Origin of the sequence: Glutamicibacter sp. (genome assembly GCF_032154645.1) — a bacterium.
GTDB lineage: Bacteria > Actinomycetota > Actinomycetes > Actinomycetales > Micrococcaceae > Glutamicibacter.
The window spans coordinates 18,425-41,049 of the sequence record NZ_JALDXV010000012.1; the positions used below are offsets into that span (position 1 = coordinate 18,425).

General features: G+C 61.6%; 21 protein-coding genes. 3 read left to right on the forward strand and 18 right to left on the reverse strand.

Annotated features, from left to right (window positions below; genetic code table 11):
• Positions 1-7: 7 nt before the first annotated feature.
• Positions 8-487, reverse strand: a complete 480-nt coding sequence (locus RUH64_RS11045) for a zinc finger domain-containing protein (RefSeq protein ID WP_313813368.1) — start codon at positions 485-487, stop codon at positions 8-10.
• Positions 488-1,046: 559 nt separating this feature from the next.
• On the reverse strand, positions 1,047-3,050 hold the full coding sequence (locus RUH64_RS11050) for a DUF262 domain-containing protein (RefSeq protein WP_313813369.1): 2,004 nt from the start codon (positions 3,048-3,050) through the stop codon (positions 1,047-1,049).
• A gap of 185 nt (positions 3,051-3,235) precedes the next feature.
• Between RUH64_RS11050 and RUH64_RS11055 the strand changes: the two genes are divergently transcribed.
• Positions 3,236-3,361, forward strand: coding sequence for a hypothetical protein (locus RUH64_RS11055; protein ID WP_313813371.1), 126 nt, complete (start codon positions 3,236-3,238; stop codon positions 3,359-3,361).
• A 270-nt stretch (positions 3,362-3,631) separates the two neighbouring features.
• On the opposite strand, the gene RUH64_RS11060 is transcribed toward RUH64_RS11055, so the two are convergent.
• From RUH64_RS11060 to RUH64_RS11125, 14 genes are all read right to left on the reverse strand, one after another.
• The gene (locus tag RUH64_RS11060) at positions 3,632-4,111 is read right to left on the reverse strand and encodes a hypothetical protein (protein WP_313813373.1); all 480 of its coding nucleotides are present in this window, start codon (positions 4,109-4,111) and stop codon (positions 3,632-3,634) included.
• A gap of 275 nt (positions 4,112-4,386) precedes the next feature.
• Complete coding sequence (locus RUH64_RS11065) at positions 4,387-4,536, reverse strand: zinc finger domain-containing protein (RefSeq protein WP_396276007.1); 150 nt, start codon at positions 4,534-4,536, stop codon at positions 4,387-4,389.
• 499 nt (positions 4,537-5,035) lie between these two features.
• Complete coding sequence (gene pdxS / locus RUH64_RS11070) at positions 5,036-5,935, reverse strand: pyridoxal 5'-phosphate synthase lyase subunit PdxS (protein ID WP_141360969.1); 900 nt, start codon at positions 5,933-5,935, stop codon at positions 5,036-5,038.
• Between the two features lie 439 nt (positions 5,936-6,374).
• Positions 6,375-8,039 carry an ABC transporter permease gene (locus tag RUH64_RS11075; protein ID WP_313813377.1) on the reverse strand — a complete coding sequence of 555 codons (1,665 nt, stop codon included), beginning with the start codon at positions 8,037-8,039 and terminating at the stop codon, positions 6,375-6,377.
• Positions 8,036-8,968, reverse strand: coding sequence for an ABC transporter ATP-binding protein (locus tag RUH64_RS11080; protein WP_313813378.1), 933 nt, complete (start codon positions 8,966-8,968; stop codon positions 8,036-8,038). Before RUH64_RS11080 ends, RUH64_RS11075 begins: the two co-directional genes overlap by 4 nt.
• Positions 8,969-8,979: 11 nt before the next feature.
• Positions 8,980-9,651, reverse strand: a complete 672-nt coding sequence (locus RUH64_RS11085) for a TetR family transcriptional regulator (RefSeq protein ID WP_313813380.1) — start codon at positions 9,649-9,651, stop codon at positions 8,980-8,982.
• Positions 9,652-9,739: 88 nt separating this feature from the next.
• A complete protein-coding gene (gene bioD, locus RUH64_RS11090; protein WP_313813381.1) occupies positions 9,740-10,456 on the reverse strand; it encodes a dethiobiotin synthase in 717 nt (238 codons plus the stop codon).
• Positions 10,453-11,649, reverse strand: a complete 1,197-nt coding sequence (locus tag RUH64_RS11095) for a cytochrome P450 (RefSeq protein WP_313813384.1) — start codon at positions 11,647-11,649, stop codon at positions 10,453-10,455. Before RUH64_RS11095 ends, bioD begins: the two co-directional genes overlap by 4 nt.
• The gene (locus tag RUH64_RS11100) at positions 11,646-12,827 is read right to left on the reverse strand and encodes an aminotransferase class I/II-fold pyridoxal phosphate-dependent enzyme (RefSeq protein WP_313813385.1); all 1,182 of its coding nucleotides are present in this window, start codon (positions 12,825-12,827) and stop codon (positions 11,646-11,648) included. Before RUH64_RS11100 ends, RUH64_RS11095 begins: the two co-directional genes overlap by 4 nt.
• Complete coding sequence (gene bioA, locus RUH64_RS11105; protein ID WP_313813386.1) at positions 12,824-14,194, reverse strand: adenosylmethionine--8-amino-7-oxononanoate transaminase; 1,371 nt, start codon at positions 14,192-14,194, stop codon at positions 12,824-12,826. The genes RUH64_RS11100 and bioA overlap by 4 nt, the downstream gene beginning before the upstream one ends.
• The gene (gene bioB, locus RUH64_RS11110) at positions 14,191-15,453 is read right to left on the reverse strand and encodes a biotin synthase BioB (RefSeq protein WP_313813388.1); all 1,263 of its coding nucleotides are present in this window, start codon (positions 15,451-15,453) and stop codon (positions 14,191-14,193) included. The genes bioA and bioB overlap by 4 nt, the downstream gene beginning before the upstream one ends.
• Before the next feature lie 469 nt (positions 15,454-15,922).
• A complete protein-coding gene (locus tag RUH64_RS11115; protein ID WP_313813389.1) occupies positions 15,923-16,519 on the reverse strand; it encodes an HIT domain-containing protein in 597 nt (198 codons plus the stop codon).
• Positions 16,520-16,546: 27 nt separating this feature from the next.
• The gene (gene thrS / locus RUH64_RS11120; RefSeq protein ID WP_313813390.1) at positions 16,547-18,562 is read right to left on the reverse strand and encodes a threonine--tRNA ligase; all 2,016 of its coding nucleotides are present in this window, start codon (positions 18,560-18,562) and stop codon (positions 16,547-16,549) included.
• A gap of 120 nt (positions 18,563-18,682) precedes the next feature.
• Positions 18,683-19,318: a helix-turn-helix domain-containing protein gene (locus RUH64_RS11125; protein WP_313813391.1), complete on the reverse strand. Its 636-nt coding sequence runs from the start codon at positions 19,316-19,318 to the stop codon at positions 18,683-18,685.
• 79 nt (positions 19,319-19,397) lie between these two features.
• Between RUH64_RS11125 and RUH64_RS11130 the strand changes: the two genes are divergently transcribed.
• Both RUH64_RS11130 and RUH64_RS11135 read left to right on the forward strand, forming a co-directional pair.
• Positions 19,398-20,951, forward strand: coding sequence for an MFS transporter (locus RUH64_RS11130; protein WP_313813392.1), 1,554 nt, complete (start codon positions 19,398-19,400; stop codon positions 20,949-20,951).
• Positions 20,952-21,070: 119 nt separating this feature from the next.
• On the forward strand, positions 21,071-21,511 hold the full coding sequence (locus RUH64_RS11135; RefSeq protein ID WP_313813393.1) for a VOC family protein: 441 nt from the start codon (positions 21,071-21,073) through the stop codon (positions 21,509-21,511).
• A 21-nt stretch (positions 21,512-21,532) separates the two neighbouring features.
• Here the strand turns inward: RUH64_RS11135 and RUH64_RS11140 are convergent, their stop codons facing one another.
• Together RUH64_RS11140 and RUH64_RS11145 are read right to left on the reverse strand one after the other, a co-directional pair.
• Positions 21,533-21,976 carry an AAA family ATPase gene (locus RUH64_RS11140; RefSeq protein ID WP_313813394.1) on the reverse strand — a complete coding sequence of 148 codons (444 nt, stop codon included), beginning with the start codon at positions 21,974-21,976 and terminating at the stop codon, positions 21,533-21,535.
• Between the two features lie 56 nt (positions 21,977-22,032).
• Positions 22,033-22,623, reverse strand: coding sequence for a nucleotidyltransferase family protein (locus RUH64_RS11145; protein WP_313813396.1), 591 nt, complete (start codon positions 22,621-22,623; stop codon positions 22,033-22,035).
• Positions 22,624-22,625 lie beyond the last annotated feature (2 nt).

Genomic DNA, 22,625 nt, shown 5'->3' on the forward strand with positions numbered 1-22,625 from the left:
ACGACGATTAACGTTTCCGCTGACAAGCAGGGTGGGAATAGCTCGATCGGTTCATGAACTTCTCCCGCACGATCGGTGTCCCACACCGCGCGCAGGGGAGCCCGGCAAGACCGTAGGCATTCAAACTGCGAGCAAAATAACCGCTGCTGCCGGCCACGTCGACATAGAGAGAATCGAACGACGTCCCACCCTGGGCCAATGCGGCCGCCATGACATCTCGCGCCGCGTCGATCAGAGCTGAAATCCCGGACTTGCTCAAGGACGATGCCGGCGTCTCCCCGCGCACCTTGGCAGCCCACAGCGCCTCGTCGGCGTAGATGTTCCCGATGCCAGACACCACCGTCTGGTCCAGTAGCGCACGCTTGATCCCCACCGGCTTGCTCTTGATCCGCGAGACCACCGCAACCTGCTCGAATTGCGGATCGAACGGATCACGGGCGATGTGGGCGATCGGCGAAGGCAGGACCGCTCCGCTTTCATCGAACACAAGGTGCCCGATCTGTTATCCGAGCCGGCTCGGGCCGACGGCGCTCATCTGCTCGACGAGGACGCCGGTCAGAAGGCCGGCGATCTCGACCCTCTGGCGGAAGGTCGCCAGCTCGCCGAGGCCAACGTGGGGCGACCATCCAGGTCGACAGCATATTGAGATTGTCGGACTGCACGACTAGCGCATACTGAGACCTCTGCTGCTCATAGCCTCGGGCATCGCGAGGCGCGCGCAATCGGTAAACGACACGACGCATGCAACGGCTCCATATCGCGCAACACCCGCGGCCTCCGCACTGTCGACCGGGTCAGCAGCCAGGGCCTCGCCCTCGGCCTCGGCAAGGAGCCTGGCCTATGCGTGTCGGGCAGTGGCATCCACCAGGGCGTCGCTCCTGCGATAACTCATGTCGCGGATCGAGACGCGGAACCCGAGGCCACAGTGGCCAGAGGGCGCGGTGTTAGCAGGCAGACGCCGTACACGGCGCTGGCAGGAGAGCACAAGGCACGCACCAGCCGCGGATGCGTCTTAGCAAGGTCCCCGTTTAGGAGCTACCGGAGAGTTAGATGTCTAGGTCGACGAGACGCGTTCCGTCCCAACTCCAATTCGACGCACCGTGGAAACTGCTGGACTGGCTGATCTTCGCCCCGCTTCGTTCTTTCAGAACCTTAGTAAGAGGACCAAGCGACCACTCTGCACCTTCGAATAACACCTTGGAGTCACTTACGACATGAGCTGTGAGCATCGGGTTTGAGATGAACTCGATAGTCTCGCCGATGAGTTGGTTCAGGGTCTCGCGAGAATCGAACTGGGCGGAGGCTCGCTCGTTTTGACTCCAGTTGCTTGCTCGCTTGAAGCGAGCTGGCACCTCGAGAATGTGTTGCAGCAAGATGTGAAGCAGATAGTCTCGTCGCCGTTTGATAGCTGCCCCGTCCCAAACATCCCTGTCAAGCACGTGATTCTGTGTGACCTGCAGGCCGGACTTACCTTGGTACGTCTTCTTCTTCTCGGCGAATCCCTTGTTGCCAAGCTCCTGGTTGTGGCGGATGAGCGTGATGTTGCCGATATTATTCACGAGCTCTTGGTGCACCTCTTCAGCATCGTCGCCGAGGACTCGCACCCAGTCCGGGCTGAGCTTCTGCGGCATGATGTGCTCCAGCTGCAGATGCGTGTCGTCCCATTGGGGACGAGATTTGGTCAGTGATTCCTCTGCCAACGAAAGAAGCAGGCGGGGATAGTTCCTCGACCGCCCAAGGTTGTAGAAGTTCATGCTCCGCAGTCGCGCGCCCATCTCGTCGTCGTTCGGAACGCGGAGCGCATACTCCTGAGAGGAGAGTTGGCTGAACAAGGTGTCGGAGATGTCTTCCGAGTCATATAGCTCACCAAGCCTGGATCCCAAAACAGGGTAGAACTTGTTCTCGGCCTGAGTCATGCCGAGCACTCGGCGACGCAAGATGTAAGTGCGGAACCCCGTGAGCACGCTGACCACGTTGTCGTCGCTCAACAGCTTGTCTTCCCGTGCCGCCAGGACTTCACTCAGGTATGAGTACGCAGGGTTGACGCCGATGACGTTGAGATCCTCAATCGTCTGGTCAATGCGGTGGATGCCGGTCTGCTCGAGGCCGCAGATGATCGCATACGGGTGGGAGTATCGAACGAAGCTCTCGAAGAGCGTCTCCACGCTCCGCCCGCGCACAATCTCCTTGAAAGAGCCATACAGTTCCTTGTAGTTGCTTTCCCTGGCGACCTTGAAGCTCCTGTGCTGGTCAGCCTGCATCCAGTCGCGAATAAACTCTGAGAGTTGGCCGGGCAATCGCTTCTCGAGAGAAAGCCAGTATCCGTTGTAGAGGTCCGTCTGCTGCTGGCTACTCTTTCCCATGAGCAGATAGTTGCGAACCAGGTCTGCCAGAGAAAGCGGTTTACCGAGCGAGTTCATTGACTCGAAGATCTCTTGGGGGTTCTCCCAAGGATTGCGCTCTGGTTCGAGTTGGATAGAAATGATGCTGAACTTGGACAACCCCTTGACCAAAAGGTTCTTCTTGCGGTCGTCGCTCATCGGCTCAAGTGCCTTGCGGAAGAACTGGTAGTTTTGGTGCACCGCGGAGTTCTTGTAACTTGCGTCGATCTCGGTTCGAAGCACAAGGCGCTTGTAGGCTTCCCAGTCGGTCTCGACCTGCTTTAACTTAATCTTGTACTCGACGTCGGCGTCTGCTCGATCATTCTGAAGGTACCGGCGTTGGATCTCTGCCTGATACTTCTCATCCTGAATACTGTCACGCAGGGCCATTAACAGGAGCATAGTTGTGGTAATACGCTGCTGGCCGTCAGTAAGAACAAACTTGTCGGGGATGCCGAATCCTGAGTCCTCGACCACATAGACGATGCTGCCGAAGAAGTGTTCCGTTCGTACGTTCTCCAAATTAGAGTCTGCAACTTTCTCGACATCTGCGAGCAGGACCTTGCAATTATCGGGCGACCACTCATAGTTGCGTTGGTATGGTGGGATGAAGAATGTCACATCATTGTTCGACAATGAGTCGAGCAAGTACATCGGGCTTGCCTTCATGCAGGAGTTCCTCTTCGTGTTCTGGAGCATCAATGCTTTGAGAAGTTTGCGCGGTTAGGGTTGAACCAGCGCTCGGTGCTCCTATCCTCTCACTTCTCACCGATACTTCGAGCCCAGCCGTTGGAAGGGGAATACGTAGAATCGCCAGTAACTCCGCATAGGCATCCGCTGATGGATCTGGGCGCATGGAGTACGAGGAGAAGGACAGCCGGGACGGCGTGCCGATCCGCACGCTTGTTGGCGACGACTACCGGACGCGCTCGGCGTGCGGTGGTGACTACGAGCCGAACATCAGCTTCGGCTCCGACTAGCACGGCGTGAGGATCTCGCTCGAAGGCCCCGTTCACGGGGTACAAAGACTGCTCGACCAATTCGAGACCTGCCGCTGACTCGCGGACGGATCCTTAGCCCCTCCGGTCCTGGAGATGCTCCGGGACGGCCTTCCGAAAAGCGGCCGTCAGCGGCGGCGCAACCTCTTACATCTTCTGGACATGCCGCCCGATGCGCAGCCCACCCGAACACGTCGTTCAGGTCGGAGACGCGAACCAAGGTATTGATGACCGGACGTCCGTCACGACCAATTATCTTTTCTTTACGCGCGGGCAAGTTCCTCTGCCTAATGCGCCGCCAGATCGCCTGAGTGCTGCCGTGGTGACGGTTGGCCGCGGCCACGATGTCGACTCGATCGGTGGATCGACGAGGCTCTCCAGCGGGAAGGCGTCGCCATCGCAACGCAAAGTGTGCCGACCGTCAGGTAACATATGCCCGGTGTCCACCGCCAGCGAAACAATCGTCTTCTCGTCACCATCGAGCCGGAGCAGGTAGAAGGTTTCCGACTCGGTATTGATGACCCAGGAGCCATCGTCGTCGAGATCGTGTTGATCGCGTCGCTTCAGCAGCCGGAGGAAGTTGTGCACATTGCCCCAGTAGAAAAGCTGGCCGTGAGCTTCATCGCAGGACGAGCCATAACAGACGCCCAAGGTCTTGCCGAACATGTACTCACAGAACCCGCCGAATCGATCGCCGAGGTACGTCTTGAGCTGGCGCTCGGAGTGCCCCATGACGCAGTCAGGCGTGGGGGAGACTTGCCTCGTTGAAAATGGTCATTTCGCTTTCTCGTCGGGGAACTCGCTGAGGATCCGGACAATATTGCCGGCCGATGTGGCGTCGTAGATGCTTTCCCTCCATGCCTCATGGTTTGGTACGCGTCAGAAGAAGCGATGACGTCCGTAACTGTCTGCAACGGGACTATATATTGACGTGTAGCGGGTCGAATCAGTGGAGTCAAAGAGACAGACTCGTGTGCATTCTTCGGTCGCACTGCAAGCCCCTTGAACTAACGTTTTCGCTGGCAGGCCGGGCAAAAATAGCTAGATCGATTCATGAACCGTTCACGTACGATTAGGGCACCGCACCGCCCACACGGATGGCCTTCTAGCCCGTAGACATTTAAGCTTCGGGCAAAATATACAGATTTTACGTTCACATTAACGTACAGGGCTTCGAAACTCGTCCCACTTCTGTATTTATACAGCCCCTAGGGAAGAAACATGTCGAGAAGTATGCCCCAGCCTGCGAGTTGCAAACTTGCCCTCGCGGATTCAGAGAACATAACGGCCTTTGTCTCGCCCTGCCAGCGGGTGAAGACGGGGTTACTATGAAGGGCTAGCCTCAATCAACCCTGAAAGGCAGGGTTGATTGCGATTGATGTTAAACAGACGAGTGTTGGGATGGTGAAAATGCTCAAAGGGTCAATCCACGTCGACGTTGCGTAGGAAGCCGCAGCTACCCTTTGCTCGAAGGAAGCGCACAGGAATTGTCCACTGACCCATAATTTTTATGCAAACGTACAATCACCAAACCGCATCACTAGCGGATACCCATCTTAGACCACGGTATCAGCCCCAACCATTGCACTCAATGCAAGAAGGCCCCGCAGCTGTGAAAATCAACTACGGGGCCTAAAATGCCTAGTAAACTGGTGTTTACCAGCCGCGCTCTGCCAGTCGGTGAGGCACTGGAACGTCGGTGACGTTGATGCCAACCATGGCTTCGCCCAGACCGCGGGAGATCTTGGCCAGCTCATCTGGGTTGTCGAAGAAGGTAGTTGCCTTCACGATGGCTTCTGCGCGCTGTACCGGGTTGCCGGACTTGAAGATGCCCGAGCCGACGAACACACCGTCTGCGCCCAGCTGCATCATCATTGCAGCGTCGGCAGGGGTAGCGATGCCGCCTGCGGTGAACAGTACTACTGGCAGCTTGCCGGTTGCAGCAACTTCCTTGACCAGTTCGTATGGAGCCTGAAGTTCCTTGGCGGCTACGTACAGCTCATCTTCTGGAAGCGCAGACAGCTTGGCGATCTCTGCGCGGATCTTGCGCATGTGGCCAGTAGCGTTCGAAACGTCGCCGGTGCCTGCTTCGCCCTTCGAGCGGATCATTGCAGCACCTTCGTTGATGCGGCGCAGAGCCTCACCCAGATTGGTAGCGCCGCACACGAATGGAACAGTGAATGGCTGCTTGTCGATGTGGTTCTCGTAGTCAGCAGGCGAGAGCACCTCGGACTCATCGATGTAATCGACACCCAGGGACTGCAGGATCTGTGCCTCGACGAAGTGGCCGATACGGGCCTTGGCCATGACCGGGATCGAGACCTCGTTGATGATGCCGTCGATCATGTCTGGGTCGCTCATGCGCGATACGCCGCCCTGGGCACGGATGTCTGCAGGAACGCGCTCCAGAGCCATAACTGCAACGGCGCCTGCATCTTCTGCGATGCGGGCCTGCTCGGGAGTGACCACGTCCATGATGACGCCGCCCTTAAGCATTTCGGCCATTCCGCGCTTGACGCGATCCGAACCGACGACGGAGTTCTGGGAGTTAGACATGGGAGAACTGATTCCTTTCGACACAGCATAACCGCCGCCATTTTCCGCGCTCTGCGTTGGTGCAGAACCGGTTGGCGGCGAGGAAGTACTCAATAATCGTAGGATCTGCCTACTTTGTTACCTCGTGTGTGTCGTAACATTGTTACGATAGTAGACTTGTCTATTGGATGCTTTGATTGACGTAACAATTCCATTTCCGCGTTAGAGCATGTCAACTAGCCTTTTTCCACCATGCTGACGAATCATGGGTGCACTGGTTTAGCTCTTAGTTTCCTTAGACGCGGTGCCAGTTCTTGGACCCCAGTCCCAATTGACCCGTGAAACTGTTAGAGGTCTTGCCTGCCATGAGGCGGCATCAGGGTCGGCGATATGGATTGGCGCGAAGTGCTTGGTAGTCCGCCCGCCGTGTGCGTGGCACAGGGCGGGCGGATCTGAGTAGTTAGTTGGTCAGGACATCGCGGCGGTTGAACCTGGCCATGCCGGCGGCAGCGAGCACCAGTGATATCAACGTCAGCACAGCCAGCGGGGCCCAACTGAATTCCTCGGCAGGGACTCGCGGGATGGCACCGAACGGGGTGGAGCGAATGACGTCGTCCGAAAGCGAGAAGAGCCCGCCGAACATTGCCGCCATCACCGACAGCCCGTAGACCGCCCAGGTGATTGCCGTGGTGAAGCGCGGAAGGTAGCCGAAGGTCAGCAGCTGCAGGCCCAGCATCGAGAGCACCGCCGGCCAGAAGGCCAGGCAGGCGCCAGCCAGCTGGCCCGGATCGCCAGATCCCTGGGACGACGCCCCGGTCAGGTAGCCGGCGAGCAGCAGCATCAGCCCCGAACCCAGCACCGCGATGAGCAGGTGGGCGCCGAGCCACGTGCCGCGGGACAGGGAGCCCGCAAGTTGCTGTTCAAGCCGACCGCTTTCTTCCTCGCTGCGCGCGGCGCCAAGGCACTGGATCGCAAAGGCGCCGGCCAGCAAGGCGTTGAACACCACGAAGATGCCAAGAACACCGTCGAGCATGCTGTGCCCGGTGCCCACGAAATTGCGGGCGAAGGGGTTATCGGGATCCAGCAGCGAGCTCATGGCCTGAGCAACGGAGCCGAAGAACAATCCCGAGACGGCCGCGCCGATGAACCAGCCAATCAGCGAGGAGCGCTGCAGCCGCAGCGTTAGTCCCAGCGCGGTGGTAGTGAATCTGCTGGCGGCTGCAGGTCCCCGGCGTTCGGGCAGGATGCCTGCTCCTAAGTCTCGGGAACTGTCGATCCGCAATGCCGCCAAGCAGCCGAGCACGCCTAAGCCGGTCAGAGCGAGCAGAGGCCACCAGTTGTCCTCGCCGAAGGCGCGCATGTTCTGTGCCCAGCCAATGGGCGAAAGCCAGCTGAGCCAGCTGGGATTGATGCCGTCGGCCTGCAGGTCGGCGGCGGCGCGAATGAAGTAGAACAGGCCGATCAGCGCCACTCCCAGCGAGTTCGCTCCACGGCTGGTGGAAGCGAGCTGGCCGCAGATCGCCGCCAGGCCGATGAATGCCAGTCCGGTGCCGGCGATGGAGGCGCCCATGATCCAGCTGCCGGTCGCGGGCAGTGCAACCGACAGGCACAACAGGCTGATGAGCAGGCCGGTGAGAAGACACAGCCCCGCGGAAACCAGATAGTTCGCGCTCGGGTAGGCGTGGCGTCCCAGCGCCGTGGAGCGCAGCAATTCGGTGCGCCCGGCTTCCTCATCGGCGCGGCCGTTGCGGGTGATCAGGAAGACCACGGCGAAGGCCAGAGCGACGGCAAGCGTCATCCAGATCTTGATGACCAGGATGCCTCCCAGTGATCCCGCGGCATAGGGCAGACCGGTCATGGCTGCCACGGCCGGGGTGTTGGCCACCTGGGCGTAGGCGTCGCGCGCTTCCTGCGTGGGGAAAGCCTGCTGCTGTGAGTCGTAGACGATCGGGATCATCGAGGCCAGAACCAGAGCCCAGATGCTCAGGCGCAGCCAGTTGCGGCGAAGGATGAACCATGCGGCCGTCCCGACGCCGGCCAGCGTGCTGGTGCCGCCGGCCGAGGAGACCTGTGGCTGGATGCGTTCGGTCGCTGTATGACGCCCGTGGGCGGTGCCGGTGGTCATCGCAGCTCGCCTCCCTGGGCTGAGACCGGGGTGCGGGCCTCATCCGAATAGTGGCGTAGGAACAGGTCCTCCAGCGATGGCGGTGCGCTGATCAGGTTGCGCGGCGAATACCGCGCCAGTGCGGCTAGAACCCCTGGCAGCTGTGCCGGATCGACGCTGAAACTTGCGGTGCTGCCGGCCAGCTTCAAATCCTCAACGCCCGGGACCGCGGTAAGTTCGGCGGCGTCGCCTGAGACATCCACGGTGACTTCGGTGCGTTGCAGGTGGCGCAGGTCGGCGAGCCGGCCCGCCTCAACGGTCTGTCCGTCGCGGATGATGGTGACGGTGTCGCAGAGCTTTTCGACCTCGGCGAAGATGTGGCTGGAGAGCAGCACGCTGCGCCCCTCGTCGGCGGCTTCGCGGATGCAGGAGGTGAAGACCTGTTCCATCAGTGGGTCCAGGCCCGAGGTTGGTTCATCGAGCAGCAACAGCTCGGCGCGTGAGGAGAGCGCTGCAACCAGGGCGACCTTCTGGCGGTTGCCCTTGGAATAGCTGCGGGCCTTTTTGGACGGATCTAGATCGAAGCGTTCAAGCAGCTCGCTTCGGCGCTGCTCATCGACCTGGCCGTGAAGTTTGGACAGGATGCTGATGGCCTGGCCGCCTGTGAGGTTCGGCCAGAGGTTCACCTCGCCCGGGACATAAGCCACGCGGCGGTGCAGGGCGACGGCATCCTGCCAGGGGTCGGCGCCGAGCATCCGCGCTGCTCCCCCGTCCGCCTTCAGCAGGCCCAGCAGGATGCGGATGGTTGTGGATTTTCCTGCACCGTTCGGCCCCAGGAACCCGGCAACCTGGCCGGTTTCAACCCGCAGGTCCAATCCTGACAGGGCGGCGGTGCGCCCGAAATTCTTGTGTAGTCCGCTCACTTCAATGGCCGGAATGGTGGTGGCCATGGCGTACTCCTTTACCGAGGTTCGGCAGTTCCCGCGGACCCCGCGGGAGGGACATTGGCTGCGCCGGAGGCCAGATACTCGTTGAGATAGGCCGGGTCGGTGAACAGCCCTTCAGAATAAAGCTCCAGTGTGGGCAGGGCAATTTGCGCATAGTAGTCCTGCATCACGGTGGCGAAGTCTTCTGGATCCTGCGGCGGGTTCAGCGCGAAGTGCAACACCAGCGCCCCTAGGGACTGCAGAATCAAAAAGCGTGCCCGAGCCGGTTCATTGCGGCTGGGGACGACCAGCCCGCGCGAGACGGACCGGTCCAAAAGAACGAGCGCTTCTGCGATCAGGTGCTCGGTGAATTGAGTACCTGCCTGGGCGCCGTCGCGCACCGAACGCAGAATGTACAGGATCAGCACCCCGCCCTCCCTGGAGCTGGGCAGATGGTTGAACACCTGCTGGGGGCTTGCCTCCAGGGAATCTTCCTTCATGCGGCGGTAGCGTTCGAGCACGGTGGCGTCGCATTCTTCCCGCAGCGCCTCCTTGGATCCGAAATGATGGCGCACCAGCCCTGCGGTGACGTTGGCGCGGGTGGCGATCGCCCGCAGGGAAACATCAAATCCCTGCGCGGCGAAGGCCTCGATTGCCGCGTCGCGCAACCTGGCTCGACCTGTCAGATCCTGTTGTGCTGTACTCACGTATAGGAGGCTACCCCGATGTATAGCCGTTGGCAATGGGTATTTTTGAGCTGGTTTTAACAACCCAATTCCACGCCCGCGGCGCTGATTAAATGCACGCCGAAGCCTGCTCGAAGCTCAGCGCCAACGTGGCGTTGACCAGTCGTTCTTTGGGGTTGCCGGATGCTATGGAGGCGGACAGCGCCCCGGCGAAATGCCACCCGTGATGCCCTGCCAATGCCCGGAGGTTCCCCAGGTTTCTGTGATGCAGGACCGTGGGATTCTCGGGATAGCTGCCCAGCAGCAGGGTTCCTCGGTTGAAGCCCCGATTGACCGCCGCCTCAAGGGTCAGCGCGGTGTGGTTCAGGGTTCCCAAATCCGGGCGGGTGATCACCACGAGGCGGGCCTCCACTGCGGCGGCTAGATCGGCGATATTTGCACCGGCGGCGCACAGGGTGACCAGCAGTCCCCCAGCGCCCTCAACGAAGACCGTGTCATGGTCGAGTGCAAGCCTGCGAATCCGTTCACGGTGTTCATCGAGTGTTGGAAGTGCGTCGATCGCCGCTTGGCCCCCCGCCACCAGCGCCGCATCCACCGGGGCCATGGGCTCGCGCAGCCGCACACCCTCCGCGATGCTCAGCCGGGCCGGCTCCCCCAACCATGACGCAATGTTCTGGGCATCTCCGGGTTCCGCGGCGTCCACACCCGTCTGCGTCGGCTTGTAGACGGCCACGCTGCGTCCCTGCGCCAGCTCCCTGGCCACCAGGGCTGCCGTTGCGACGGTTTTTCCTACATCGGTATCGGTGCCGGTAATGACATAGATCATGCGCTGCGCTCCCTGGTTCTCTTGCGGCGGGTAATGACAGCTTCGGGAGTTTGAAATGAAATGAGGTGGCGCCATCCGGGGCTTGGGTCGCTCAGCTCGATGTCGGGCAGCGCCCCTGCGGCCTGACGAAGGACCACCTCGGTTTCCATGCGGGCAAGTCCCGCGCCCAGACAGCGATGCAGCCCAAACCCGAAGACCAATGAGTCGTCTCCCGACTCGGCGACTGCCCCACCGGAGAGGCGGAGCACGAGTTCTTCACCGGCGGAGAAGTTCTGGCCTGCCAGGGTGGTATCGCTGAGCACGACACGGCGCCAGGTGGGCACGGATGATGCGTGCAGCAGGACTTCATGCACCACGCTGTCGCTGGCTGCATCACCGCCTTCCGCTGCGGCGCAGCGGGACCAGCGGCCGTCGTGCAGGGCGGTGAACAGGGCGCCCTGGATGAGCATTGCGGTGGTTTCCTGACCGGCGATCCCCAGGAAATAGGCCAGCGAAACGATGCGGGCGCGGTCTACGCCCGCGTGGTGCAGGGCGGAATAGAGGTTGCCGTCATCGCGTTTTAGTGCTTCATCGACGGAGCCGCGAAGCCACGTATGGTAGCCGACGGCGCTGTGCGCAAGCTCCTGCTGCCGCCGGGCATCGGGCCAGCCCCAGAACAATTCCAGCGAGTCCCTGCTCCATCCCTTGAGCTGGTCCATGGGCGGGATCGTGGTTCCGCTCATGCGGGCCATCACCTCCGGCGGGATGACGGCGGCGAGCTCCTGCGCGAGGTCGACCTCATCGCCCCAGCGATAGCGTTCGCGAAGACCAGCGCACAGTTCACGGGTGCGTTCGGCGATGAACTCGCGCTGCTGAGCAACCTTCGCGGGGCTGAAAAAGCCGGCAACCACCCTCCTGACCGCAAGGTGCTCTGCCCCGGAGGCGCTGGCAAGCACCGGTGGCAGGGCGAAGCGTCCCCGGGCGAGGATCCGCAGCGTGGCAGGCTCCAGTTCCACCGCCGCCTGCAGGGCATTGGCAGGCGTGAATTCCTGTGCATGGCGCAGGATTTCGCGTACAAGTTGGGGGTCTTCGATGCTGCGATAGCGGTCGGTGACCAGCTGCGGAAACACCTGGTCCAGCCGCTGGGCCAGCGGGGCCGCCGCGGTGGCGGAAGGTGCAGGTGCTGGCAGTGCCGGTGCGAATGGACAACTCATGATTCGACCTCTCCTATGGTTCGGGCCACGGCTTGTACGGCGCCGGCAAGTTCGGCGGGATGCTGATGGGCGTGGGCGGTCAGGCGCAGACGCGAGATGCCGTCGGGTACGCTTGGCGGCCTGAAACAGGAAACGGCGATGCCCCGTTCTCGCAGCAGGGCTGCGGCCAAGATCGCTTGCTGCGGGGATTTCATGCGCACCGATTGCACCGCACCGGCGGCATCCTCAACCCGGCCGGCCAGATGCTCTTCGTTGGACAGCAGGCGGCGGATCATCAGCGCGTTGGCTCCAAGTCCGGTAATCCTTTCCTCGGTGGCCAGCTGCAGCGCCGCATGGGCGGCAGCCGCCGCGGCCGGGGCCAGGGCCGTGTCGAAGATGAAGGTGCGGGCGGTATTCAGCAGGTGCTCGCGCCACAATGACGCCTGCGCCCCGCCAAGCAGCACCGCTCCGCCCTGCGCCCCCAGCGCCTTGGACAGGGTGGCGGTGACCAGTACATGCTCCGCCTGAGCCAGCCCGGCTGCGTTGGCGGCCGATCCGCCCGGCACGGCGGCCAGCGAGTGCGCTTCGTCGATAAGCAGCAGGGCGCCATGGTGCGAGCACAGCTCGGCCAGCGGCTGCAGCGGTGCGGCGTCGCCGAGCACCGAATATAGGGATTCCACCACCACAAGCACCCGGGGCTTGCCCGCGGTGGATTCCGCGTTGGCACGCAATGCGGCGTTCAGGTCATCGAGGTCGTTGTGTTCAAAGTTTGACGTTGCCGCACCGGAGAGGCGTGCCCCGTCGATCAGGCTTGCGTGGGCGTGCGCATCGAGCAGCATCAGGCTTCCGGGGCCGCCCAACGCGCCCAGCACGCCGAGGTTCGCGGTGTAGCCGCTGGAAAATACCAGCGCCCTGCTCCTGCCGGTGTACCTGCTCAACGCCGCCTCCAAGTCCCGGTGGATCCCCCAGGTGCCCGAGGCCACGCGGCTGGCCGTGGCGCCGGTGCCGATGGAGCAGACGGCGTTGACCGCGGCGTGTCGCACCCGAGGGTGCGAGCTGAGCCCCAGGTAGTCGTTGGAGGCCAGGTCGAACAGTGCTTCGCGCGAGTTGTCGCTGCGCTGCATCTCCCTCGCCGTGCGCACCGCGGCGCGGGTGCTCAACCAGGCATCCCAGCTCGTGGCCGTGGCCCGTGTCCTCATCTCAACCCCCCGTAGACCTGTTCGACGGCACCGCACAGCGCGGCGCCGAGCAGCTGCAGCTGGTCGTCGGTGCAGATATAGGGCGGCATGACGTACACCAGGTCCCGGAAGGGCCGGACCCAGGCGCCGCGTTCCACCGCGGCGGCGGTCACCCGGGCGACGTCGACGGGTTGGCGCAGCTGGATTACCCCAACCCCGCCCAGTACGCGCACCGCTTTAACCTGTGGCAGGGTGCGTGCTGATGCCAGCGAACTGCGCAGCGCTCGTTCCAGCCGAGCTACCTGCTCCTGCCAAGGTGCCTGCCGTGCCGCGGCACCGCCGGTCTCGGGAGTACCGGTGAGCAGGTCCACACTGGCGCATGCGATGGAGCAGGCCAGCGGATTGCCCATAAATGTCGGGCCGTGCAGCAACGCCGACGCACCGCCTCCGGCCAGTACCTGGGCCACATGCGACGAGCAGAGCATGGCTGCCAACGAGAGGTAGCCGCCGGTCAGCGCCTTGCCCACGCACATGATGTCCGGCTCTACCTGGGCATGCTGCACCGCAAAGAGCTGTCCGGTGCGCCCGAAGCCCGTGGCGATTTCATCGGCGATCAGCAGCAGCCCATGTTTGTCGGCAAGCTCGCGCAGCACCGCAATGACGCGCGGCGGGTAGAGGTACATGCCGCCGGCACCCTGCAGCAGCGGCTCGAAGATGATCCCCGCCAGGCTCTGCGCATGTTTGGCGGCCAGGCGGCGTGCCTGGGACTCCCAGGCGTCGAGTTCTTCCTCGTCGTAGATCCAGCCTCCGCCCACCGTATGTTCCGCGGCGGGCGGGCGCGGCAGAAAAATCTGTTCGCTGCACAGCGGTGCGAAGGCCGCATGCATGCCGTCCTGCGGGTCGCAGACGCTCATCGCGGCAAAGGTGTCCCCATGGTAGCCGCCGCGCAGGGCCATAAAGCGCTGGCGTTCGGGTTTGCCGCAGGCGTCCTGATACTGCAGCGCCAGCTTCAGCGCCACCTCGACGCTGATGGACCCCGAGTCTGCGAGGAATACATGGCGCAGGTTCGGCGGAGCCAGCGACACCAGGCGTTCGGCCAGCTCGACGGCGGGTTCATGGGTCAACCCGCCGAACATGACGTGGCTGAATTTTTCGATTTGTGCGTGCGCTGCGGCGTCCAGGACAGGGTTGCGGTAGCCGTGCACCATCGACCACCATGAGGCCATGCCGTCCACGACCCGGTGTTCGGCACCGCTGCGATCTCGCAGGAGCAGCTCGGCTCCCTGCGCTCCGTTCACGGCGTAGTGCGCCCCGGCGTCCACCGCCGCATAGGGGTGCCAGAGCAGCCCTGCATCCCGGCTCAGAAGGTTACGCGTTGCAGTTTTCATGCGTTGGGATCCTCGGCGGTTCCTGCTCCGCGGCGGCGCAGGACAGGTTCGCGCAGGGCAGTGGATCCACAGCCCGCGGCCGCGCTGCCACAGCCGGCCGCCCCCGAATCCTTCGGACCGCAGCCTGTACCGCAGCCCGTGCCGCAGCCGCCGGCGTGTTCTTCTTGGGTGGTTGCTGGGCCCGCGGCATGGGTGGCTTCCCGCAGTCCTCGGGCCACCTCGGCCGGGCTGGAGGATTCTTGGCCCAGGACGACGAATCCCGCGTCGGCAATCATTTCCAGGTCCTTGGCCGCACCCTGTCCCTCACTGGTCAGGTAGTCGCCGAGGAAGATCGAGTTGGCGACTTCCAGGGCGGTGGACTGCAGGGACCTCAGGTGCATTTCGCGCCCGCCGGCGATGCGCAGCTCCTTATCGGGGCATGCCATGCGCACCAGGGCGAGGATTCTCAGGCAGGCCAGCGGGGTCAGCAGCCAGGTGCCCTCCATGGGGGTTCCGTCGAAGGGCATGAGGAAATTGACGGGGATGGATTCCGAGCCCAGATCACGCAGGGCAAAGATCGCCTCGACAAGCTGCTCCGGGGTTTCGCCCAGGCCGACGATCAGTCCGGAGCAGGAAGAGAGCCCGGCGGACTGGGCCTGCTGCACGGTGTTGACCCGGTCTTGGTAACTATGCGAGGTACAGATTTCCGGGTAGAGGGATTCGGAGGTGTTCAGGTTGTGGTTATAGGCGTCGGCCCCGGCCTCCTTGAGCCGGGCCGCCTGACCGTCCTTGAGGATGCCCAGGCAGGCGCAGACCTCAACCTGCGGGTGTTCTTCCTTGAGCTGTTCGACCATGGTGGCCACCCGGTCCACGTCACGGTCGGTCGGACCCTTGCCGGAGGCGACCATGCAGACGCGGGAGGCCCCTCCGGCAATGCCATAGCCTGCCTGGGCCACCGCTTCGTCGGGTTTGAGCCAGGTGTACTTGAGGATTTCCGCCGTGGAGCCAAGGCGCTGGGAGCAATACGTGCAGTCCTCCGGGCACAGCCCGGACTTCAGGTTGACCAGGTAATTGACCTTGACGGTGTTTCCGAAGTACTTGCGACGCAGGGTTCCTGCGGCCCCTACCAAGGACAGCGTCGCAGAATCCGGGGTTGCGAGGATTCCCAGTGCTTCGGATTCGGTGATGTGGTGGCCTGCCAAGACCTGCGCTGCGAGCTGCTCGGCGCTGACGGTGTTTGCTGGAGATGCCTCGTGGGGGTCTGCAATGTTCAAGGTCATGGGGGTGCCTTTCGAACTGGAACACCGCGAGTGCTGCTTGCCGAGCCGATGGCAGGCTCAGGGATTCGCAATTCTTGAACGGTGTTCAATGTATGTTGATTACACACCGTACACCCTGATCAGCTCATTCTTGAACACCGTTCAATGGCGTGTCTCGCACCGAAGACCTCCGCCGGGTGGCGCTCATTGCACCTGGGCGGGCCTCCGGCCCCCTGGAAGAGATTCGACCCCGCTAGCACCTGCTTTCCACGGTTTCCCGGGCATTTCCCCGTGGGTGGATCTGCGAGTTTCCCTTCGCCATTGCCACGCAGCCGGGCGGCAAATTGGCCGCGGCGCACAGGAGGGCCCGTGGGCGGCCTGCGATCACCCCTACAGCCTGCATCGATCACCCCGATAAACCGCCTTCGGGCAGCAAAAAGCGCGTTGCCGACCAGACTATTTCTGGTCGGCAACGCGCTGATGCGTTCGCCTATTCTGCTACATCGAGGGGCTCGACGAGGGCGGATTCAGCCACCTCGCCCCACGCCCCGGCGATTGCGGCGCGCACCTCGGACAGGGTCTGCGGAATCGCTTTGGTTTGCGCAATGATGGGGAAGAAGTTCCCATCCCCGCTCCAGCGCGGCACCACGTGCTGATGCAGGTGGGCGGCGATGCCCGCTCCACCGGATTCACCCTGGTTCATGCCCAGGTTAAAGCCCGACGGGTTCGACACCTTGCGCAGCACCCGCATTGAATGCTGGGTCAGCGCCGCCATTTCCGCTGTCTCCTCCACGGTGATGTCCGTGTAGTTCGGCACGTGGCGGTAGGGGCAGATCAGCAGGTGGCCTGGGTTGTACGGGAAGAGGTTCAGGATGACGAAGCAGGTTTTGCCGCGGTGGACAATCAGTGCTTCTTCATCGGTGCGCCCAGGACCGGCGCAGAAGGGGCAGGTACTCTCGTCCTTGACCTGTCCCTGGCCGCCCTTGATATAAGCCATCCGGTAAGGAGTCCACAAGCGTTGGAACGAGTCTGGGACACCGGCGAGTTCAAAATCGTCGGTGACATTCTCGTCCTGTGGGTACTGCATGCTGGTGGACTCCCTTAGCCGGTGTGCTTAGTTGTTGTTGTCGCGGTTCTTGATGGCGGTGACGATGCGTTCTACCGCCTCGTCCACAGGAACCTGGTTGTCCTGGCTGCCATCGCGGAAGCGGAAGGACACCGCATTCGCGTCAGCATCCTCGCCGCCGGCGATGAGGACAAATGGAATCTTGTCCTTGGACGCATTGCGGATCTTCTTCGGGAAGCGATCCGATGAATCATCCAGTTCCACGCGGACGCCCTGGGCCTTGAGCTTGGCGACGACCTCGGAGAGATAGTCGTTGAAGGCCTCGGCCACCGGGATGGCGCGCACCTGCACCGGCGAGAGCCACGCAGGGAAGGCGCCGGCGTAGTGCTCGGTGAGCACGCCCAGGAAGCGTTCGATCGAGCCGAACTTGGCGGCGTGGATCATCACCGGTTCCTGGCGCGAGCCGTCGGCAGCCTGGTACTCCAGACCGAAGCGTGCAGGCTGGTTGAAGTCATACTGCACGGTGCCCATCTGCCAGGTGCGGCCGATGGCGTCCTTGGCCTGGACCGAGATCTTCGGACCGTAGAAGGCGGCTCCGCCTGGATCGGCAACCAGCTCGACGCCGGACTGCGTGGCAACGCGCTCCAAAACCTCGGTGGCTTCCGCCCACTGCTCATCGGTGCCGATGAACTTGTCCGACTCTGGATCGCGGGTGGACAGCTCCAGGTAGAAGTCGTCCATGCCGAAGTCCTTGAGCAGGGAGAGCATGAAGTTCAGCAGGTGCTCAACCTCGGCCGGAGCCTGCTCCTTGGTGACGTAGGAGTGCGAGTCATCCTGGGCGAAGCCGCGCACGCGGGTCAGGCCGTGGACCACGCCCGACTTCTCGTAGCGGTAGACGTGGCCGAATTCGAACAGGCGCAGCGGCAGTTCCCGGTAGCTGCGTCCGCGGCCACGGAAGATCAGGTTGTGCATCGGGCAGTTCATGGCCTTCAGCCTGTATTCCTGACCCTGCTTGGTGATGTTGCCGTCCTCATCGCGCTCTTCGTCGATGTGCAGCGCAGGGAACATGGTGTCCGCGTAGTACGGCAGGTGCCCCGAGGTGTGGAACAACCCGTCCTTGGAGATGTGCGGGGTGCCCACATACTGGAAGCCTTCTTCTACGTGGCGGTCGCGCACGTAGTCTTCCATCTCGCGCTTGATGATGCCGCCCTTGGGGTGGAACACCGGCAGGCCCGAGCCAAGCTCATCCGGGAAGGAGAACAGGTCCAGCTCCGCACCGAGCTTACGGTGGTCGCGGCGCTCGGCCTCGGCCAGGCGCTCCTGGTAGGCCTTGAGGTCTTCCTTGGTCGGCCAGGCAGTGCCGTAGATGCGCTGCAGCTGCTTGTTCTTCTCGCTGCCCAGCCAGTAGGCGGCGGCCGAACGGGTCAGTGCGAAGGCATTCTTGATCAGCTTGGTGTTCGGCAGGTGCGGGCCGCGGCACAGGTCCTTCCACACGATGTCACCGGACTTGCGGTCCACGTTGTCGTAGATGGTGGTCTCGCCGGCGGCGACCTCGACGGTCACGCCCTCGCCGGAGGTGTCGGCGGAGTCAGCCTTGGCCAGCAGCTCCAGCTTGTACGGCTCATTGGCCATTTCAGCCTTGGCTTCTTCCGGGGTGACCTCGCGGCGGCCGAAGAGCTGGTTCTGGTTGACGATCTTGAGCATCATCTTTTCAAGCTGCTTGAGATCTTCTGGGGTGAACGGCTCGGCGACATCGAAGTCGAAGTAGAAGCCGTCGGTGATGTATGGACCGATACCGAGCTTGGCATCTGGGCGCAGCTGCTGCACGGCCTGGGCCATGACGTGGGCTGTCGAGTGGCGCAGCACCTCCAACCCCTCGGGGTCGTTGATGGTCACACGGGTGACGGTGGTACCTGCTTCCAGTGCACGGGACAGGTCGCGCAGTACGCCGTCGACGTGCATGACAACCACGTCTTTCTGATCGGCATAGTGCTGCAGACCGGTGGTTCCCGCGTCAATCTGTACCTGCTCGCCGTCGATGGTGAGAGTCAGCTGCTCGCTCATGAGATCGGGTTCTACCTTTCAATCTGGGATGGCTTCATAGCTTGTGGCATACCTTGGCCACAGCCAGCCAGAATCCAGTTTAGTTCAGCACCCGCCCTTGTGCCGTGTTCACTTAGGGTTTTAGGCGGATTGATCACCCGGGTGTGACCCGTTCAACAACTCATCGGCGGAGAGCAGGCCCGAGTAGTGCCACAGCTTGCGCTGAGAGATGGGCTGGGAGGTGGGAATCTTCCCTGCTTTTTGGTCTTCACGGAAGGCGGGGACGATCGCATCGAAGCGACGCTGCAGCTCCTGGCGCTCATCCTCGGTGAGCATCAGGTTGCTGGTGCTCAACTGTGCCAGATCGATGGCGGCGTTTCCCTGCGCATACCACTGCTGCGCGTGGGCCAGGGTCGCCTCCAGCCTCCGCTGCTCATCGTGGATGACCTGCCCAAGGTAGGCATTGATGGCGGAGGGCGATTTATCTTCGGTGCGTTCGGCTGGTTGGCCGGTGGTGTAGGTGGTAGCCGCGGGCCGCCAGACACGGTCACGCTTGTCCCTTGCCAACTCCGGGGCCTCTTCAATCATTTCAGCCTTGGCAAGTTCGCGCAGGTGGAAGCTGATCTTGTTGGGGGCAACCCCAAGCAGCTCCCCCAGGTCCGCGGCGCGGCCGGTGCCCATGGCTCCCAGGGCATCAAAAATCTGCCGACGCAGCGGATTGGCCATCGCCTTAAGCATTGGCGTTGTCAGCGTGACATTGGGCTTGGCTTTGCTCATGGAAACAGCATAACAATTACTCAAATAAAGTTGCGCAAGTTCTATTGCGCAACTTTATTTGCGCGTTTATGGTTGTTCCATGACCACGAACCCAGCACTGGAGCATCAGGCAGACGAACCACGCTTGCCTGCATTGAGGCATCAGCGGTATTACCGCACCTGGTGGATTGCAGATTCTTCGGCCCTCATGGCGGGGGCCATGTACAGCTTCACGCTGCCATTGATCCTGCTCGCTGTGACTGGGTCGCCGGCCCAGGCTGGTTTACTGGCGACCCTGGGGTTGGTTGCCAGGGCCAGCGTCACGCTGATCGGCGGCGCGGTAGTGGATCGGACCGATCGAGCCCGCTTGATGCTCATCGGGGGTCTGTGCGGGGCGCTCTTCACCGCGACCCTAGCCCTGGCAAGCGCCACCGGGTCGCTAACTGCAACGCTGCTATGCGTTGCACATGTACTCATGGAACTTCGCAGCGGCTTCTTTGGATCAACCACAAATGCAGCGCTGAAGGACATCGTCCATCCCAAACAATTGGGTCGGGCCATGGCCGCAAATCAGGGGCGCGATTCGGTGCTGATGCTCGGCTCCGCTCCCTTGGCAGGTGTCCTGCTCGGTCTCGGTGCAAGCTGCGCGTTGCTGCTGATCAGCGCCTTGCAACTGCTCGCAGCGCTGACCGGCTTCGCCCTGGGCACGCCGCTGCGGGCGGCTGAACGCGCTACCCAGGAACGTCGCGATGGTGTAAGGGCGGGCATCACGCAGCCTGTAAAGCACGGTGTCCGTGCCGGCATGAAGTGGTGCTTCTCCCGCCCCCAGCTGCGCAGTCTGCTGATCCTGATCACGCTGATCAATGTCGGCACCAACGGCTTGATGACCGCATTGACCTATGGACTGCAGCAGCGCGCAGAAGCACCGTGGGTCATCGGCCTGGTCTCAACATTCATGGGGTTGGGGATGCTGGCCGGCTCACTCATCGCCACACCGGTTATGGGCAAGTTCCGCACCGGGCCGCTGACGTGCACCTGCCTGTCAATCCTGGGTACCGCCATGGTGCTCATGAGCCTCAATACCAACTTGTACTGGCTGGGCATCATGTTGTTCCTTGCCTACTTCAGCGTTCCAGCGCTGAATGCAGGCGTTGGCGGCTACTTCATGGCCGTCATCCCTCAAGAGTTGGCGGGGCGCGCTAATTCACTGATCACCTTCATGGCGTTGGCTGCGATGCCGCTGGCGCCGCTGCTGACCGGCTTCGGACTCCAATGGGTGGGGATGGGGCAGACTCTCCTGTTCTTCGGATCTCTGGTCGCCGTTTCAGCCCTCGCTGCATGGCTCTCACCGCATGTTCGCGGCATCCCCCACCCGGATCGCTGGGTGGAAGACTCACTACAGCTCCAAGAATCTGCATTTTCGACGGAAGCTTCGCTCCTGCAGGTGTCGACTTCCAACAGCAAAGGAGAAGAGACAATGTTCAAGAATTCAAAAATTCAACAGCGCGCGGGGATAGGACATTCATCGTCGCCGCGAACGTTCAGCACCGCAGAACGACGCCACCATGAGCACTACGGCCCCACCGACACATTTCGCGCCCAACGCGAAAACCAGCACTCGAAGCTGCGCAACGAGCAGTGGATCTACCTGTAGGCTTCCACCTGCTTGGATCTGCGTCTCTCCCTGGAGGAAAGCGGCGTGCCTTTCTGGGCGTCACCGCTTATTCCCATCGATGTATGGCTTTAGCCATTGCCAACTCCTAGGCTGGAAACATGAACAAGTCGGCCCCGCCGACCATCAGCGCGATCACCCTCGGCGTGCGTGATGTCGGTGTTGCAACCAGGTTCTACACCGAGGGTCTCGGATTCGAGCTGGTCCAGCCAGCCCACCCGGAGATTGCGTTCGTCCGTGCCGGACACGGATTGATGCTGGCGCTCTGGGATGTCGAGCAAATGCCTACCGAATACGGAAACATCGGCCACAGCGACAAGGCTCCCCCGCTGTCGCTGGGACACAATGTGCATTCCGACGAAGAAGTCGAACACCACTACCGGCGAGCGCTGGATGCGGGAGCTACGTCAATTTCTGCGCCGACGGTACAGCCCTGGGGTGGGATGAGTGCGTGTGTGGCCGACCCTGATGGGTTCCGTTGGGACTTTGTGCATAATCCGTCATTTGTGATTGATGCAGACGGTCATGTTTCTTCGGTGTGAGTAGTGCAGGGTTGTTCGGTGTTATCTATCGAGCAGCTTCTCGATGGCGTTGGCGAGCTCTGTAATTGTTCGTCGTGAGTCGAGTTCGAGTGTTGCGCCCCGCCTGAGGATTGGTTCAATGCTTTGCTTATGGGCGGCGATTTGTGATTGTTGTTCGCTGGTTTTGCCGTAGTGGTTGTTTGTTCGTTCACTGACGCGCTGTAGGAGTACTCGTAGTGGTGCGCTGAGCAGGATTATGTGGTCGAAGCGGTCGTAGAATTGCCCCTGGTTTTCTACCGTTCCGCTGATGATGAGTTGTTGGTTTTTTGCTAGGAGTTCTGTCATGCGTGGTTCGTCCCATAGTCCGTTGGGCAGGGTCCACGCTCCGTAGTCGGTGTCGAGGGTTTGATGACCTCTGGTGTTGAGTTCGTTGAGGACTGTGCTCTTGCCTGTTCCGGACATGCCGGTGAGTAGAACTTTGGCCATGGTGCCAAGGTAGCAATGTTTTTTGGTGTGGTGCCTCTAGTGGGGTGTCTGCTCTTTTATGGTGTTCCGTTAGTTGGCCAGGGTTCTATTGATAGTGAGGGCCATTCGGTTAACCACCGCGCGGTTTTTGCTTCGTATACTTCGCGGGTAGCCAGAACCGGGTTCGGGATGATCTTGCGGGTGAATAGATCCTCGTATCCGTAGGGGGCGTAGGTAGTCAGGTTTCCGTCTTTATCGGAGGTGACGGCAAAGCAGCAAGTCTTGATGGCAAAGTGGTCGATTGCGTCCGTGGTGCTGGTAAATGGGGCTGCTGACACTCCGAAGTGTTGTTCGTACCAGAGGTGGACGCGTGCTTCGTTGCGGACTTCGACTTCCGCATCGATGTCATTGAAGAGTTCTTTGGCGCGGAGAATGACTGCGTCTTCGGCTTCGTAGGATGTGTCGTTGTCGAAGTAGAAAAGGTCGTAGTCTCGGATTCCTGCTTGCGGGTCTCTGCCGTCAAGTACATTCCATACAGTTTGAAATAGCGCTCCTGCTGTTAGCCACCAATCGGATACTTCAAGTTGTGGCGCTAGTTGGAGGATCTGTTGATTGATTGGGTTGTTTTGGATGCAGGCGAGAAAGAGTTGTTCGTCGTATGTTGGCACGG